This window comes from Herbaspirillum sp. YR522, assembly GCF_000282575.1.
Taxonomy (GTDB): domain Bacteria; phylum Pseudomonadota; class Gammaproteobacteria; order Burkholderiales; family Burkholderiaceae_D; genus Herbaspirillum.
Genome location: NZ_AKJA01000134.1, coordinates 60,820 through 77,961, shown reverse-complemented (window position 1 = coordinate 77,961; position 17,142 = coordinate 60,820). Strand labels below are relative to the sequence as shown.

Sequence of the window (17,142 nt, the reverse complement as noted above, 5' to 3'; positions counted from 1 at the left end):
ACCCGTGGATTCTAACGCGCCCGCCGCATTTCAATGCTGCCGGGCCGCGCGACGCGCGATACGTGCTTGCTTCCTGTTGATGTACCAATAATGTGCGCGGTCCAGGTACAGGTACACCACCGGCGTGGTGAACAGGGTCAGCGCCTGCGACAGCAGCAGCCCGCCGACCATCGCAAAGCCCAGCGGACGGCGCAGCTCGGAACCTGCCCCATGCCCCAGCATCAGCGGCAGGCCCGACAGCAGGGCGCACATGGTGGTCATCATGATCGGCCGGAAACGCAGCAGGCAGGCCTGGTAGATCGCCTCCTGCGGGGCCATGCCCCGTTCGCGCTCGGCGGTGAGGGCGAAATCGATCATCATGATGCCGTTCTTCTTGACGATGCCGATCAACAGGATGATGCCGATCAAGGCGATCACCGACAGGTCATAGCCGCCGGCCATCAGGATCAGCAGCGCCCCGACGCCGGCCGAGGGCAGGGTCGAGAGAATCGTCAGCGGATGGATGTAGCTCTCGTAGAGCAGGCCCAGCACGATATAGACGGCGATCAGGGCGGCCGCGATCAGGTACGGTTGCGACGCCAGCGAATCGCCGAATGCCTTGGCCGTACCCTGGAAGTTGCCCACCAGCGTTTGCGGCACGCCCATGTCTTCCTTGGTCTTGCCGATGATGTCGACCGCCTCGCCCAGCGACACGCCCGGGGCCAGGTTGAACGACATCGTCACGGCCGGGAACTGGCTCTGGTGACTGATCGACAGGTAACCGGTACGGGTGGTGTCGACGCTGACGAAGGTCGACAGCGGCACCTGCTGGCCGGTCACCGGCGAGGTGAGATAGAGCTTGTTGAACAGCGCCGGGTCCTTCTGCAGCTCGGGCGTCACTTCCAGCACCACCCGGTAGCTGTTGATCTGGGTGAAATACTGCGCGACCTGGCGCTGGCCGATGGCGTCATAGATGGTGGCGTCGATGAGCGAGGGTGAGATGCCGAAGCTGGAGGCGCGCGCACGGTCGATGGTGATGGTGGCGGTGGCCGCCGAGTTCTGCTGGTCCGAGGCGACATCGGTGAGCTGGGGCAACTTGCGCAGGCGCTCCAGCATGCGCGGCGCCCAGGTGTTGAGTTCGTCGAGGTCGGTATCGGTCAGGGTGTACTGGTACTGGGTGCGCGCCAGGCGGCCGCCGACGTTGATGTCCTGGCTGGCCTGCATGAACAGGTTCACCCCTTGCACCCGCGCCACCTTGGGGCGCAGGCGGGCGATCACTTCGCCGGCGTCGGCGCTGCGGCCCTCGTCCTTGGGCTTGAGGGCGATGAAGAACTGGCCGGTGTTGAAGGTGGTCGCGCCGGCACTCATGGCAAAGCCGAGCACGTCGGGGTCCTGGCGCACCACGTCGGCCACCTTGAGCAGCCGCTCGTGCATGGCCGAGGACGAGGTGTCCTGGGCCGATTCGGCAAAGCCGACGATGACGCCGTTGTCCTGCTGCGGGAAGAAGCCCTTGGGGATGAACACGAACAGGGCCACCGTCACCGCCACCGTGGCGATGAAGCCCAGCAGGGTCAGGAACTGGTGGCGCAGCACCAGGTCCAGCCCGCGCTTGTAGCCGCCCAGCATGGCGTCGAAGCCACGCTCGAACCACTGGTACAGGCGGCCGTGCTGCTGGCCGTGCTGGTTCTTCAGGAAGCGCGAGCACAGCATCGGCGTGAGGGTCAGCGAGATGATCACCGAGACCCCGATGGTCAGCGTCACCGTCACGGCGAACTCACGGAAGAGCCGGCCCACGATGCCACCCATGAGCAATAGCGGAATGAACACGGCCACCAGCGACACCGAGATCGAGATGATGGTAAAGCCGATCTCGGCGGCGCCCTTGAGCGCGGCCTGCATCGGTTCCATCCCCTCCTCGACGTAGCGATAGATGTTCTCCAGCATCACGATGGCGTCGTCCACCACGAAGCCCACCGCAATGGTCAAGGCCATCAGCGACAGGTTGTCGAGGCTGTAGCCGACCACATACATGACCGCGGCCGTGCCCAAAATCGCCAGCGGTACCGTGATGCTGGGGATCAAGGTGGCGGCCACATTGCGCAGGAACACGAAGATCACCATCACCACCAGTGCAATGGTGAGGACCAGCGTGAATTCGACGTCTTCCACCGACGCGCGGATGGTCTGGGTGCGGTCGACCAGGGTATTGATGTGGATCGCCGCCGGGATCGCCGCGCGCAGGCGCGGCATGGCGGCGTTGATGCGACCCACGGTCTCGATCACGTTGGCGCCCGGCTGCTTGGTCACCGCCAGCACGATCGAGCGCCCGTTGCTGATGGTGTTGCCCTCGCGGCCGGCGGCGCCGGCAAAGGCCCAGGCGGCGATCTTGTTGTTCTCCGGCCCATCGACGGCCACGCCGACATCGCGCACCCGTATCGGCGCGCCATTGCGCCAGGCCAGCACCATGTCGTTCCATTGCTCGGCCTTGAGCAGCTGGTCGTTGGTGTAGACGGTAAAGCTCTGGCGCACGCCATCGACGGTACCCTTGGGCTGGTTCACGGTGGTGGTGGCGATCACGCCGCGGATGTCTTCCAGGCTCAACCCCAGCGTGGCGATCTTGGTCGGATCGACCTGGATGCGCACGGCCGGCTTCTGGGCGCCGTTGACGTTGACCAGCCCGACCCCGGAGATCTGCGAGATCTGCTGCGCCAGGATATTGTCTGCATAATCGTTGACCACCGTCAGCGGCAAGGCCTCGGACTGTACCGACATGATCAGGATCGGCGAATCGGCCGGATTGATCTTGCGAAACGTGGGCGGGTTCGGCATGTTGGCCGGCAACTGCCCGGTGGAGGCGTTGATGGCGGCCTGCACATCCAGCGCGGCGGCGTCGATATTGCGGTTGAGGTCGAACTGCAGCGTGATCTGGGTGGTGCCCAGTGCGCTCTGCGAGGTCATCTGCGACAAGCCGGCGATCAGCGAGAACTGCCGTTCCAGCGGCTGGGCCACGTTGGAGGCCATGGTCTCGGGATTGCCGCCCGGCAGGCTGGCCGACACCTGGATGGTCGGAAAGTCGACCTGCGGCAGGGGCGCCACCGGCAGCAGCGGCCACACCGCCGCGCCGACCAGCAGGATGGCGATGGCCAGCAGCGTGGTGCCGATGGGGCGTTTGATGAAGGCGGTCGAGACACTCACTTGGCATTTCCCTTGGCAGCGCTGCCATCGATGACCCGGGCGCCGGGGCGCAGCTTGTAATGACCATCGATTACCACGCGCTGGTCAGCCTTGAGCGGGCCGTCGGCGGGTAGCACGGCGATGCCGTCCTGGATACGCTCCAGCTTGACCGGCTGCATGGCGGCCTGGTCCTGGTCATCGACCAGGTACACGTAGGTGCCTTGCTGGTTACGCTGGATGGCCGCAGCCGGCACCGTCAGCGCCTGGCCATGGGCGTCCATCTGCAGGCGGACGTTGACGTACTGCCCCGGCCACAGCTTGTGGCCGGCGTTGGCAAAGCGGGCCTTGAGCTGCACCGTGCCGTTGCCGGTATTGATCTGGTTGTCCAGCAGCACCAGCTTGCCGCTGGCCAGGGCTTCTTGCGAGTCGCGGGCATAGGCGCTGACCTTGAGCGGCTCGCTACCTTGCTGCATGGCGCGGTTGATGGCCGGCACCGCGGCCTCGGGCAGCGTGAAGACCAGCGTGATCGGATCGATCTGGTTGATCACCACCAGCCCGGTGGCGTCGCTGGCGTGGACGATATTGCCGGGGTCGACCAGGCGCGCCCCGACCCGCCCCGAGATCGGCGCGGTGATGGTGGTATAGCCCAGTTGCACCCGGGCGTAGCCGATCTGCGCCTCGTCGGTCTTGACGGCCGCCTCGAGCTGGCTCACCAGCGCCTTCTGGGTATCGAGCTGCTGCTGGGTGGCGGCGTCCTGGGCGCGCAGCGTGGTGTAGCGCTGCAGGTCCAGGCGTGCATTGGCCAGTTGCGCCGCGTCCCGGGCGCGCGTGGCCTCCACCTGGGCCAGTTGGGCCTGCAGGGCGCGCGGGTCGATCTGCGCCAGCACCTGCCCCTTCCTGACTTCTTCGCCTTCGACGAAGCCGATCCGGTCGAGCTGGCCGTCGATGCGGGTCTTGACCGTGACACTGGCGTTGGCGGTGACGGTACCGACCCCGGCCAGGTACAGCGGCAGGTCGCGTTGCTGCACCCGCGCCAGCGTTACCGAGACCGGCGGCGCCGGCTTGCCATCGGGCTTGGCGGTGGCCTGGGCGCGCTGGGCATAGAGCCAGCCGCCGCCGGCGCTGGTGGCCAGCAACAGGGCGCCGATGGTCACGGTGAGGCAAGGGCGTTGCAACAGCTTGGGTCGGGTAGTCATGCCTGGAGCTCGTAATGGGATGGGGGCAGGGGATTAACGGGCAGTGTCGGCGGCCTGGTGCCAACCGCCGCCGGTGGCCTTGATCAGGGCCACGCTGGCCAGCAATTGGCGTCCCAGCAGCGTCACTGCAGTGCGCTGGTTGGTCAGCGCGGTGGCCTGGGTGGTGACCACCGACAGATAGGTCACGGTGCCGGCCTGGTACTGGCTCAGTGCCAGGCGCTGCGCCAGTTGCGCCGACCGTACCGCCTGCGCCTGGAGTGCGCTTTCCTGTTCCAGCACGCGCAGGGTCGACAGGTTGTCCTCGACTTCCTGCAGGCCGACCAGCACGGTCTGCTTGTATTGCGCCACGGCCGCGTCGAAGGCGGCCACGGCCTGGTCGTTGCGGGCCGAGCGGGCGCCGCCGTCGAACAGGGTCGCCGCCAGCGCCGAGCCCAGCGACCACACCCGGCTCGGGGTATCGAACAACTGGGCAAAGGCCACGCTGCCGTAGCCGCCGCTGGCCGACAGCGTCAAGGTCGGGAAGTAGGCCGCGCGCGCCACGCCGATATTGGCGTTGGCGGCGGCTGCCTGGCGTTCGGCCACGGCGATGTCGGGACGCCGCTCCAGCAGTTGCGACGGCAGGCCGACGGGAATCTGCGGCAGGCTGGCCTGCAGCTGGGCGGCATTGGCGTCCATCGCCTGCTGTTCGGACTGGCCGGCCGCGGCCGGCCATGGGGCCAGCGAGAACATCGCCGGCGCCTGGCCGGTCAGGATCGCAATGGCGTGTTCGAGCTGGTTGCGGGTGGCGTCGAGGTCGACCAGCTGGGCCTGGGCCGAGCGCAGCTGGGTTTCGGCCTGCGCCACGTCCGAGCGCAGCGCGGTGCCGGCGTCGTATTGGCGCGAGCTCAGCTGCAGCGACCGGGTATAGGCATCCACGGTGCGTCGGTAGAGGTCGCGTTGCAGGTCGGTGACGCGCAGTTGCAGGTAGTTCTGGGCCAGGGTGGCCTGGATCGACAGGCGCGCCGCCGCCAGGTTGGCCGCGCTGGCCTCGGCAGTGGCGTCGCCGGCTTGGGCCGAGCGCCGGATGCGGCCCCAGATGTCGGCCTCCCACGAGGCATTGAGCCCGGCACTATAGGTGTCGTTGAGGCGTTGCACGCCGTTGGCATTGGTTTGCGCCCGGCTGGCGCCGAGGTTGGCGCCGACGGTCGGCCACAACGATGCACGGGCCAATTGCGCCGCGGCGCTGGCCTGGCGGTATTGAGCTTCGGCCTGGGCGATGTTCTGGTTAGCGGCATTGGCGCGCTCGATGAGCGCATCGAGCTGGGGGTCGCCATAGGCTTGCCACCAGCGCTGGCCAGGGTCGATCTGGCCGGGCGTGGCCAGCTTCCAGGGGCCGTTTTCCTTGTAGGCCTGCGGCAGCTCCATGGCCGGGGTGACATAGTCGGGCCCGACCGCACAGCCGGCCAGCGATGCCGCCAGCAGCAGCGTCGTCATTCCCCGTCTGGCGCGGAAGGGGATCGTGGTTGTTGGATGAGTGAAACGACGAACGCTGGCACTGGCTGCATCAGGACGGAACAGGTCGGGCATAGGGCGCATGAAAGGTGACGACGACCGGCTGGCGGCAACGCACCCCAATGCGCGTGGACCGCCATGGCCGGCACAGGATTTCACTGTAAGCGGTGGTGCTCGACGTCAGGCTGACGTCTGGATGACATTTCTGACAGCTTGGGGCGCCGCCGCCGGCGTGCCTGCTCAGAACGCCAGCGAAGTGGTCAGCGAGAACTGGCGGGCCTCGCCCAGCGACACGAAGTACTGGTTGGCGCTGGAGGTGTAGTAGGTCTTGTTGAACAGGTTCTTGATGTTGAACTGGAACCTCAGGTCGCGCCCGCCGATGCGGGTGTCGTAGGTGGCAAAGGCGTCGGCCACGGTATATGACGGCAGGAGAAAGCTGTTGGCCGAGTCGCCCGGACGCTGGCCTACATGGTGTGCGCCGCCGCCCAGCCGCAGCTTGTCGCCGCCGGCGATGGCGCCGGCATCATAGGCCAGCGACAGCGACGCGGTGCGCCGGGCCACGTTCCACAGCCGCAGGCCGGCATACAGCGGGTCTTCGGTGGTCCTGGCGTCGAGCTGCGCGAAGCTGCCGATGAGCGCCAGGCGCTCGCTCAACTGGCCGGTCAGGTCCAGTTCGATGCCGCGCGAGCGCGCCGCGCCCGAGGTCCGCCATTCGGTCAGGCCGGTGCCGTTGTTGAACTGCGATACCAGGACGTTGCGCTTGCGGATGTCGAACACGGCCAGGGTCGCGGTGAGGCCATCGGGATGGTCATATTTGATGCCGCCTTCCCAGGCGCTTGCCTGTTCCGGTGCAACGGCCGAATCGATGACGGCGCCGCTGGCCAGCGGCGCGATGGTGGCGGTCGGCTTGAGCGACTTGCTGTAGCTGGCGTACAGCGACAGCTGCGACGCCAGCTTGAAGACCAGGCCGGCGCGTGGCAGCCACTTCTGGCCCGACAGGTCGGTATTGGCGTTGAATGCACGGCCGCGTCCGGCCAATTGGCGGTAGTCCTGGTAGCGCAAGCCGGCCACCATGATCCAGCGCTGCCCCAGGTGCAGCGCATCCTGCATGAACAGCGATCGGTTGTGCAGCAGGTCGGTCTGGGCGCTGTCCGGATCCGACACCGCACTGGACGGCGAAAGTCGGCCATAGGCAGGGTCGAGGTAACTGAAACTGCCGACGGCGCCGCGCACCAGGTCGCGGCGGTAGATGCGCCGGTATTCGATGTCGGCGCCCAGTTGCAGGTCGTGGCGAAAGCCACCCAGTTCCAGCGAGCCGGCCGCGTAGCCGATCGCGTAGCTGTCGGTCGAGACCGCACCGCGGGTGCCGTCGTTGCCTCGTGTGAGCGTGCCGGCGGCCGGGTCGACGGCGGTGATGCGCATCTGGTTGGCGTCATAGGCGTCGCGGTTGTAGCTCAGGCCCAGGTGGCCCTTCCAGTGCGCATCGATGCGGTGGTCCAGCGTCAATTGGGCGGTCTCGCTGGTGCCCTGCATGACGTTGTATGGCTCGTCCAGGCGGCGCTCGGGCGGGATGTCGAGCGGCCGCCCGGTGCGCGGGTCGATCGACGTGCCGCGGTCGGACGGATAGAGGTATCGACGCTGTTCCAGCGACAACACTGCCTGGGTGTCGGGCCCGTACCAGGCCAGCGAGGGCGCGACCAGGGTCTCCTGGACCTGGCCGAAGTCGCGCCAGTAGTTCTGGTCGGTACGGTCGACGATGAGCCGGTAGGCCAGCCCGTTGTCGGCGATCGGCCCGGTACTGTCCAGCGTGAGCTGGCCGCCATGCTTGCCGTGGCCATAGGTCGAACCGGTGAACGACAGTTGGTCGTAGCGGGTCGACTGCGGCTTCCTGGTCACGATGTTGACCACCCCGCCCGGATCCATGAGGCCATACAGCAGCGCGGCGGGGCCCTTGAGCACTTCCACGCTGTCGGCGGTGCTGTTGAAGGCGCGCCCCTGCACCAGTGGCATGCCGTCGCGCATGACGGAACCGTCGCGGTTGCCGCCGAAGCCACGTTTCATGATGGTGTCCTGGGTGCCGGCCAGCGTATTGCCCTGGGTCAGGCCCGACACGCCGGCCAACGCGTCGTCGAGGTTGCGTGGGCGCTGGTCCCGCAGCACCTGCGCCGGCACCACGTTGACCACCTGGGGCACCTCGAGGGGCGCGGCATTGCCGCGCAGGGTGCTGGCATCGGGTACGGCACGATAGGTGCCGTCGGCTTGGTCGCTGGCCGTCGCGAGCACCGCAACCTGCGGCAAGCGGCCCTCGGCGCTGGCGCCGGTGGCGGCGGCATCGATCACCACGAAACCGCCATCGGGCTGGCGCACCGCGGCCAGGCCGGTGCCGTCCAGCAAGCGCTCTAGCGCCTGTTCGACGCTGGCATTGCCGGTGAATCCGGCACTGTGCTTGCCGGCCGTCAGGCGGGCATCGGCCGACAGCAGGATGCCGGCGTCAGCGGCGAACTGGCGCAGCGCTCGACCCAGCGGGCCGGCAGCCACCAGGTAGCCGCGCACCTGGCTGGCCGGTGGCGTGCTGCCCTGCGCCAGCGCCGGCGGCGCGCTCAGCAAGGGCAAGCCCAGGCCGACGGCAGCCAACAGCGTGCGCATGGCGGCAATACGGGTGGGGCGGCAGGGGCGGGCAGGGGGCGCACAGCGCATGGTGCTTGCTTTCTCGAAGTCGGGTGGCTTGATACCAGCAATGCCAAGCGAAGCGCAAAAAAGGGAACCGCAAGGGCAACATCCCGGGCGATTTGCTTCAACTGCGTGCTTCAACTGGGCGCGGCCGGCTGCACCGTGACCCACCACGGCGAGATGCGCCTGACGCGCACCGGCAGTGTCGCTTCCAGCGCCCTGAGCACGCGATCGGTGTCGCCGATGGGGTACACCCCGACCAGCCGCAGGCCAGCCACTTCGGGCGCGCAGCCCAGGTAGCCCGGACGGTAGCGCGCCAGTTCGGCCAGGAATTCATCCAGGCGCATGCCGTCGGGCATCAGCAATTGCCGGGTCCAGGCCGCATGGCTGTCGTCGGCGGCGCCAGCGGCGCCGATGCCATCGCGATCAAAGCGTACCCGTTGCCCGGACTGGATCACCCGCGAGGCCGCCAGGCCGGCGCCGGCAGGGGTGATCCGGACCCGGCCCTGCAGCACCGTCAAGCCGACCTGCTGGCCCTCGAGCCTGACCAGGAACCGCGTGCCCAGGGCCTGCATGCGACCGGCCCGGGTATCGACCACCAGCGCCCGCGCCGGCTGGTGCGCATCGTGCGCGGTCTGGACCATGATCTCGCCCCGGTACAGCGCGATGCGCCGAAGCTGGTCGTCAAAGGCGGCGTCGGCGGCGCTGGCGGTGTTGAGCCACAAGGTACTGCCATCGGCCAGCTGCTGTTGGCTGGTCTGGCCCCGCGCGGTGCGGAACTGGGCGTCGAGCCCCGCTACATAGTCGCGTACCGGCGGCGTACTGCCCAGCGAACCCGCCACTCCCGCTCCGGTGGCCAGCCAGGCCAGCGTCTTGACCACGCGCCGACGACGCCTGCCATCGCGCGACAGTACCCGGTGGTCGACCGAGGCGGGCAGCAGCCCGAATTCGGCATTGACGGCTTCGACCCGCTTCCAGGCTGCATGGTGACGGGCATCGCGCTCCAGCCACTGGTGCCAGCGCTGTTGCTGGGTGGCGTCGGCGTCATCGGCGCGCAGTATCGCGAACCACTCGGCGGCCTGCTGCAACTGCTCGAACGTGGGCGCCTCGGCAGCCATCGGCAGCTCGGCGGGGCGGGACAGGTGCAGGCGGTCGTGCATGGCGGATGGCGAGCAGAAGCGGTAGGGGGAAGGATCAGGACTGGATCAGCAGCATGCACTGCAACATCGCCTGGGCCATGTACTTCTTGACCATGCGCTCGGACACGCCCAGTTCACCGGCAATGGCCAGGTAGGTCATGCCATCGAGCTGGGACAGCAGGAAGGCCTGCCGCGCACGGGCCGGCAATCGGTCGAGCAGGCTATCGATACGTTGCAGCGTCTCCAGCACCAGCGAGCGTTGCTCGGCCGACGGTTGCAGCGCCTCGGGCCGCGCGGCCAGCGCTTCCAGGTAGGCCCGCTCCAGTTCCAGCCGACGCCAGTGGTTCACCAGCAAGCCGTGTGCCACGGTGCGCAGGTAGGCGCGCGGTTGCTGCAATTGCGATGATTGCTGGCTGGCCAGCAGGCGCAGGAAGGTGTCGTGCGCCAGTTCGGCGGCATCGTCGCGCGAACCGAGCTGCCGCCACAGCCAGGTGTGCAGCCAGCCATGATGGTTGCTGTAGACCTGCTCGAAAGGATCGCCCAGGGGCGGATTGCTGGAATTGGCCACGATGGCAGGCTATCGGACGGGAAATTGGACGGAGCGAACGCAATGGCGCCCGGGCAATGATCGTGGCGGCAGCAGCTGGATCAGGACTGGCGTCGTGCCGCAAACGGCAGTGCGCAAGCCGCTGATTATAGTTGGAACAATTCTTATTCGCAATCATGCATGACGCGATGATGTAAATCCACCGCGCCAGCCAAGGCAGGAGTAACCAAGCGGTGCCGCGCGCGATTTTGCAGGACGAGCAATAATGGTGCGCCTGACTGCAGGCGTGAAGCCATAACAAGGAACGATCATGGATGATTCTTCGCCGTCGAACCCTGCTGCCGCGCCCCTGGCGGGGCACATGCTATCGCTGATCTGGCAGGCGCTGGACGGCGACGCCACGCAACTGGCGGGGGTGCAGCTGGCCGGCCACGGCGACCTGCCGTCGGTGTTCGGGGTGAGCGACCTGGCGCAGGCATCGATTGCCGCGGCCGGGCTGGCGGCAGGCGAACTGGCCCAGGCCATGGGTGGTCGTGGGCGCGCCGTGCGCTGCGACCGGCGCCTGGCGTCGATGTGGTTTTCCAGCTCGATACGTCCTGAGGGCTGGACCCCGCCGGCATTATGGGACGCCGTGGCGGGGGACTATCGCTGCGGCGATGGCTGGATCCGGCTGCATACCAATGCCCCGCATCATCGGGCCAGGGCGCTGCAGGTGCTGGGGCTGGACCCGCAGTCGCAGCGCGAGCAGGTTGCCAGCGCGGTGGCCGGCTGGCGCGGCATCGAACTGGAACAGGCGATCGTCGACAACGGCGGCTGCGCGGCCGAGATGCGCAGCCAGGCGCAGTGGCAGGCGCATCCGCAGGGCCAGGCCGTGGCCAGCGAGGCGCTGGTGGCGCATGAGCGCTTCGAGGCGCGCTGGCGCCCAAGCGGCAACCCCGATCCGGCGCGCCCCTTGGCCGGCGTGCGCGTGCTCGACCTGACGCGGGTGCTGGCCGGGCCCACCGCCACCCGGATGCTGGCCGGGCTGGGTGCCGAGGTATTGCGGATCGACCCGCACTGGTGGGACGAGCCCGGGGTGGTGCCCGACATGACACTGGGCAAGCGTTGTGCGCGGCTAGACCTGCGCGTGCCGGCGCAGCGGGCGGTGTTCGTGGCATTGCTGGAACAGGCCGATGTGCTGGTGCATGGCTACCGCGGCGGTGCGCTCGAAGGCCTGGGCCTGGGGCGGCACTGGCGCCGCCAGTGCAATCCCGCGCTGGTCGATGTCGCGCTCGACGCCTATGGCTGGAGCGGCCCCTGGGCCGGCCGCCGGGGTTTCGACAGCCTGGTGCAGATGAGCGCCGGCATCGCCCACGCCGGTATGCATCGGCTCGCCCGCGACCAGCCTACGCCATTGCCGGTGCAGGCGCTGGACCACGCCACCGGATACCTGATGGCAGCGGCCGCCCTGCGCGGGCTCACGCGCCGCTGGCAGCAAGGCGCGGGCAGCGATTGGCGCATGTCGCTGGCGCGCACGGCGGTGCTGCTGACTTGCCAGCCGCCGCAGGCGCAGCAGGCGCTGGCGCCCGAGCGCGCCGGCGACCTCGACCAGTGGCTGGAACAGACGGCCTGGGGGCCGGCAAGACGCCTGCGCACCGCGCTCGAGATCGACGGCGTGCCGGTGCGGTGGACACTGGCGGCCGGACCGCTGGGCAGTGCGCCGGCGGCATGGGCGCAACGGTGAGACGGTGAAACGATGAAGTCATTGAAGGCCTGGCTGGCGTTCGTGCTGATGATGGTGGCCTTGCGTAGCGCCATTGCCGACTACAACGTCGTGCCCAGTGGTTCCATGATGCCGACGGTGCTGGCCGGCGACCGCATCCTGGTCGACAAGATGGCGTTCGACCTGCGCCTGCCACTGACGCATATCCGCCTGGCGCGGCTGGGCGAGCCGCAGCGCGGGGACATCGTGACGGTCGATTCGCGCCAGGCCGGCGAACTGCTGCTCAAGCGCGTGGTCGGCTTGCCCGGCGACGTCATCGCGTTGCGCGACAACGTGCTGACCATCAACGGCGCTGCCGCCCGCTACGACCCGGTGGCCGTGGCGCCGGCCAGTGGCGACGGCGTCGACGATGCCCGTTACAGCGACGAGCGGCTCGATGGCATGTCGCACCTGGTGCGCCTGGCGCACGCCAATCCGGGCCTGCGCAGCAGCTATGGGCCGGTGGTGGTGCCGCCCGAGCACTACCTGATGCTGGGCGACAACCGCGATGACAGCGCCGACTCGCGCTATTACGGCTTCTTCGCCCGCGATGAATTGATGGGGCGCACCCGGCGCATCGCCTTTTCGCTCGATAGCGAGCACGGTTACCTGCCACGCCTGGAGCGCACCGGCAAGCGCCTGGACCAAGGGTGGCAAACCCCCTGATTTGCAATGTCCGCCTGGTATAAGTTCAACGAAATCTTCGTCGCCGCACAGAAAATGGCTCAAGTTGTTTGCGGTCCTGCCGTTAAAGGCTCGGGACAGTCTGGTTTCTTTTTCTGGAGCGCATCATTTCTCTCACCTTCATTTCCGATCCGGCCACCGGCCGCCGCCGTAATGCGGTCAGCCACGACGCCATCCTCGATGCCACCTACGTGATGCTCGAGGAAATCGGCTTCGACAAGCTGTCGCTGGAAGGTGTGGCCGCGCGCGCCGGGGTGGGCAAGGCCACCATCTATCGCTGGTGGTCCAACAAGAGCGCCCTGGTCATGGAAGCACTGTTGCGGGCGGTCGAGCCGATGCCCGCCATCGGCGACAGCGGGTCGGCGCGCAACGACCTCGAACTGCATATTGCACACCTGTCGCAGTTGTTGCGCGGAAAAAGCGGCCGGGTGGTGCGCGAAATGATCGCGCTGGCCCAGTTCGACGACGACACCATGCGTATCTTCAACGACAATTACCTGGCACCGCGACGGGCAGCGCTGGTGACGGTGCTCGAGCGTGGCGTGCAGGCCGGCGAGTTCCGCGCCGAGCTCGACCTGAACCTGGTGTTCGACCTGCTCTATGCGCCGCTTCTGCAACGCCTGCTCACCGGCAGCGCCGATTTCGAAGAGCGGCAGGTAAAAGCCCAGCTCGACCTGGTGCTGGGCAGTATCGCGCCGGCGCCTTCGTTGCAGTAAGCAAGCCCACCGGATTGCCTTTCACACAACTTTAAAGAGACACACGGCAAGCTAAGAAGCGTAAATTTTATTGAACGCGATGTTAATTACACCTAGAATCCGAGACGAAACGTATCGTATTGGATCTGGGGCGTCAGCCTGCGCGTGCCATTAGCTGGTACGCAGTCATGCCGGTTTTTCCCTTCCGCTGCTTTACCTTTCACCAGATTGATGACTACAGCGCCTGCCCTCCTGGCCGGCGGGACGACTATCGCCATATGGGACAGGGCGCCATCGAGCGACCAGTGGGCGGGATAGGGGAAAGACTAGGATGCGAGTGCACGGGGGATCTATGCACGACCAGGCAAGCGGCACGGATATCGCAGGCGGCCATGCGGCGGCCATGCCATGCCTGTCGGCTGCGTCACGGGTACTGCAGCGGCGAGCGCGCCATGTGCGGCGCTGGTGCGGCGTGGGCTTTGTGATGATTCCATTTGTCCAGGCATTCGTCTGGAGCCAGTACAACAGTATCGTCACCGACGGCGGCGTGCTGGTGGGCGAGGACTACTGCGCCTGCCGCGCCACGGTGGCGCGCTGGGTGAGCGATTACTTCTGGACCCAGATGATCTGGCTGCCGGCCAACACCCTGGTCCTGCTGATCTGGGGCGCGCTGGCCTTCAAGCTGTGGGGGCGCCACTTCGGGCCCAGGCCGCCGGCCCGACGCTAGCCGTCGATATGCGCCACCAGCGGCAGGTGATCCGAGGCCAGGCGCGCCAGCGGCGTGCGATGCACGTCCACCTGCAGCAAGCGGTTGCGCGGGCTGATCCAGATCCGGTCGAGCGAAAACAGGGGCCAGCGCGAGGGAAAGGTACGCGGCGCCGGTGCGGCCTCGAAATGCGATACCAGCCAGCGTAGCGTCCGTCCCCATACAAACCATTCGTTGACGTCCCCCAGCAGGATCACCGGCGCCCGGTCGGTGTCGAAGGCCTGCAGCAGGCGGCGGATCTGGTCGCGTCGCTCGGCCGGCTTCAGGCCCAGGTGCGTGGCCACCACGCGCAGCAGGTGACCATGGCAATCGATGTCGGCGTCGACCGCGCCACGCGGTTCGCGGCTGCCGAACGACAGGTCGATACACTCGCTGGCAAGTGGCCGATAGCGGCTCAATACTGCATTGCCGTAGCTGCCTTCGGCGCTCGCCATGGTGGGACCGGCGACGGCGTGAAAGCCGGTGCGTTGACGCAGCAGCTCCAGTACGTTGGCTTGCCGGCTTCCGCCCAGCGGCACCTCCTGCAGGGCAATCACATCGGCGTCGATCTCGTCGAGCACGGCGGCGATGCGCTCGGGGTCGAAACGGCCATCGGTGCCTACCGCACTATGGATGTTATAGGTGGCCACCGTCAGGGGCCACGGATTGTCGGCGGCGGCGGACTCGGTGGTACCCGTCCCTCCCGGCTCGGCCTCCGGGGTGGCGAACGGGTCGCGCGGAGGCATCAACGCGGTAGGCGTCATTTGGCCTCGGCCGGCAGCGGGTGGCCCGATGCGATGTGGTCGTTGTCCGCTGCCGTGGATGCGGCAGCGGGGCGCTTCTGCTGGCGCGGCTTGAGCAGCTTCTGCAGCCCGAATGCGGTCAGCATCAACGCGGCGGTCACTGCCACCAGCACCAGCACCGATTGCAGGCTCGGATGGCGGATCGCCTCGGCCAGGTTGTGCGAGAACATCACGGTCAGCACGATGCCGGGCGCCATGCCGGCGAAGGTGCCGATCATGTAGTCGCGCAGCCCCAGGTGCGATGCGCCCGCCACGACGTTGACCACGGTAAAGGGGGCGATCGGCAACAACCGGATCACCGCCATGGCGGCGATACCACGCTGGGCGAAGCGGCGGCTGAGGTTGTTGATGCGCGGACCCAGCATCTGGCGCAAGGCATCGTGCCCCAGCCATTGTCCCAGCACGAAGCCCAGCGCCGCACTGAGCAGCACGCCGGCAATCGCGTACAGGCCCCCCATCATGGGGCCGAAGACCACGCCCGCCACCGCGATGAGCACGGTGATGGGCACCATCAGCATGCCCGCCACCACGAAGGCGGCGATCACGATCACCGGCGTGAAGGGCATCTTGTCGACGCTGCGCGCCAAGGCGATAAGCGAACCCAGGTTGATCCAGTCGCTCAGGGGGGTGAAACGCCATGCCAGCGCAAATGCCACCAGCAGCACCGCCAGCATGCCCAGGCCGACCATGCGGCGCGGCACCGGCTTGCGAGCGCTGTGCGGTACGTAGGCGTCGACCACTTCGTCGGGGCTGATCGGCCGTTCCGGATCGAACACGGCATTTTCGGGCGTCAGGGCGTCCAGTTCCGGGATCAGGCGTGGCTGCAGCGGCACCATGTTGCGGGTGTCGTCGCGGTGCAGCGCACTGACCGTCTGGTGCAGGCTACCGCTGGCGGCGATGTGTTCGGCCACCACCACCGGTTCGGTCCCCAGGTGCTCGGCCAGCAGGCGGTCGCGCATCAATGCGATCGCGGCGCGGATCTCGGCACGGCGCTCGGGCTTGCCGCTGGCTTCGATGGTGAGATTGCACTCGGTGTCGAAGGCCATCGATCGGTTGCTCATGTTGGCCGAGCCGACCGAGAACAGGCGATCGTCCATCGCAAACACCTTGCTGTGGACGTTGAGGCAGCCATCGGTCTGGCCCGGCAACTGCGGACAATACATCTGATAGCGGGCAAGGGCGCGCTCGCCATGCCCGGCCAGCGCGCCCTTGAGCCGGTGATGGATGCGCGCGCGCAAGGCGCCCATGGTGGCCTGCTCCAGCCAGCCGCTCTGGGTATGGGGCGACACCACCATTACTTCGGGTCCATCGGCTTGGCGCAGCCGCTCGCCGAGCGCGTCGGCCAGCACGTTGGAGGTGAAATACTGGTTCTCGAAGAACAGGAAGCGGCGCGCCTGGGCAATCGCGTCCAGGTACAGCTGGCGCACTTCGAACACGCCGGCGCGGCCGTCATGGGCCGGCTCGGTACGCGAAATGCCGACCTCGATATCCTGCAGGTCCGGTACCTGGTCCGCGGGCCATGGATCGCCCTGGCCATGGTCTGCCCCCCGCACCTGGCGCGATGCGGCATAGCCGGCCAGCTTCCAGCGGCGCCGGGCCAGCTCGCCCAGCGCCCGCGCGCAATCGCCGTCGACCATGGCCTGCACATCGTGGAAAGGCGCATAGGGCTTGCCATCGGGGTCGCGGCGCAGCGGATTGTCACAGGCGTGGTCGGGGGTATCCCAACGACAGCGGGTCAGGTCGAGGCCGCCGACGAAGGCCACCCGGTCGTCGACCACCACGATCTTCTGGTGATGCGAGGCACCCACGGGATGGCGCGAATCGGTATGGAAACGCAGCCGCGCATTGCGTGGGCGACCGGGCTTCCGGGCCAGCATCCATTCGCGCTCCAGCGCGTAGAGCATGGCGTAGTCCCAGTTCAGGACCTGGATATGCAGTGCGGGGCGGTCCGCCACCAGCGCGTGCAGGAAATCGCCCAGTTGCCGGGGAAAACCGTCGTCGTCGCCACCGTCGGGCAACAGGTCGGTTCGGCTGTCCATGTCCCAGCCGAGAATGAACACCGTCTCCCGCGCGTTGAGCAGGGTCTGGCGCAAGGCGCGAAAATACGCCGCGCCATCGATGAGCAGCTTGAATCGGTCGGCATGCTCCAGGCGCCAGCAATTGCGGCCGGCTTCGAGCAGGCCACGTTCCAGGTCGGGTGGGGCAGCTTGGGACATGTCGACTCCAAAAAATCAATTATTGTCATGTTGCCGAGCTTGCAGCGCGGGTGTGACAAGAC

At 67.4% G+C, this 17,142-nt stretch carries 12 protein-coding genes; 4 read left to right on the top strand and 8 right to left on the bottom strand.

Going from position 1 to position 17,142, the window contains the following annotated elements; all coding sequences use genetic code 11:
* Positions 1–30: 30 nt before the first annotated feature.
* The 6 genes from PMI40_RS19375 to PMI40_RS19350 form a co-directional block, all read right to left on the bottom strand.
* Entirely contained in the window at positions 31–3,174 is a 3,144-nt protein-coding gene (locus tag PMI40_RS19375; RefSeq protein WP_008118859.1) for an efflux RND transporter permease subunit, read from the bottom strand.
* Positions 3,171–4,349, bottom strand: coding sequence for an efflux RND transporter periplasmic adaptor subunit (locus PMI40_RS19370; protein WP_008118857.1), 1,179 nt, complete (start codon positions 4,347–4,349; stop codon positions 3,171–3,173). The genes PMI40_RS19375 and PMI40_RS19370 overlap by 4 nt, the downstream gene beginning before the upstream one ends.
* Before the next feature lie 33 nt (positions 4,350–4,382).
* A complete protein-coding gene (locus tag PMI40_RS19365) occupies positions 4,383–5,822 on the bottom strand; it encodes an efflux transporter outer membrane subunit (protein ID WP_008118855.1) in 1,440 nt (479 codons plus the stop codon).
* Between the two features lie 258 nt (positions 5,823–6,080).
* Complete coding sequence (locus tag PMI40_RS19360; protein WP_040502446.1) at positions 6,081–8,537, bottom strand: TonB-dependent receptor; 2,457 nt, start codon at positions 8,535–8,537, stop codon at positions 6,081–6,083.
* Between the two features lie 110 nt (positions 8,538–8,647).
* On the bottom strand, positions 8,648–9,670 hold the full coding sequence (locus PMI40_RS19355; RefSeq protein WP_008118851.1) for a FecR domain-containing protein: 1,023 nt from the start codon (positions 9,668–9,670) through the stop codon (positions 8,648–8,650).
* Positions 9,671–9,704: 34 nt separating this feature from the next.
* Positions 9,705–10,217 (bottom strand): sigma-70 family RNA polymerase sigma factor, encoded by a 513-nt coding sequence (locus PMI40_RS19350; protein WP_008118849.1) that lies wholly within the window; start codon positions 10,215–10,217, stop codon positions 9,705–9,707.
* A gap of 289 nt (positions 10,218–10,506) precedes the next feature.
* On the opposite strand from PMI40_RS19350, the gene PMI40_RS19345 reads away from it, so the two are divergent.
* The 4 genes from PMI40_RS19345 to PMI40_RS19330 all read left to right on the top strand — a co-directional run bounded on the left by PMI40_RS19345 (position 10,507) and on the right by PMI40_RS19330 (position 14,043).
* Positions 10,507–11,919 carry a CoA transferase gene (locus PMI40_RS19345; RefSeq protein WP_008118848.1) on the top strand — a complete coding sequence of 471 codons (1,413 nt, stop codon included), beginning with the start codon at positions 10,507–10,509 and terminating at the stop codon, positions 11,917–11,919.
* 12 nt (positions 11,920–11,931) lie between these two features.
* Positions 11,932–12,603: a signal peptidase I gene (gene lepB / locus PMI40_RS19340; protein ID WP_008118845.1), complete on the top strand. Its 672-nt coding sequence runs from the start codon at positions 11,932–11,934 to the stop codon at positions 12,601–12,603.
* Positions 12,604–12,716: 113 nt separating this feature from the next.
* Complete coding sequence (locus PMI40_RS19335) at positions 12,717–13,337, top strand: TetR/AcrR family transcriptional regulator (protein ID WP_369770852.1); 621 nt, start codon at positions 12,717–12,719, stop codon at positions 13,335–13,337.
* Between the two features lie 331 nt (positions 13,338–13,668).
* Positions 13,669–14,043: a hypothetical protein gene (locus PMI40_RS19330; protein WP_008118842.1), complete on the top strand. Its 375-nt coding sequence runs from the start codon at positions 13,669–13,671 to the stop codon at positions 14,041–14,043.
* Here PMI40_RS19330 and PMI40_RS19325 read toward each other — a convergent pair.
* Both PMI40_RS19325 and PMI40_RS19320 read right to left on the bottom strand, forming a co-directional pair.
* The gene (locus PMI40_RS19325; protein ID WP_008118840.1) at positions 14,040–14,825 is read right to left on the bottom strand and encodes an endonuclease/exonuclease/phosphatase family protein; all 786 of its coding nucleotides are present in this window, start codon (positions 14,823–14,825) and stop codon (positions 14,040–14,042) included. The two genes, PMI40_RS19330 and PMI40_RS19325, sit on opposite strands and share 4 nt — an antisense overlap.
* Complete coding sequence (locus PMI40_RS19320) at positions 14,822–17,080, bottom strand: VTT domain-containing protein (RefSeq protein ID WP_008118838.1); 2,259 nt, start codon at positions 17,078–17,080, stop codon at positions 14,822–14,824. Before PMI40_RS19320 ends, PMI40_RS19325 begins: the two co-directional genes overlap by 4 nt.
* Positions 17,081–17,142: the final 62 nt, after the last annotated feature.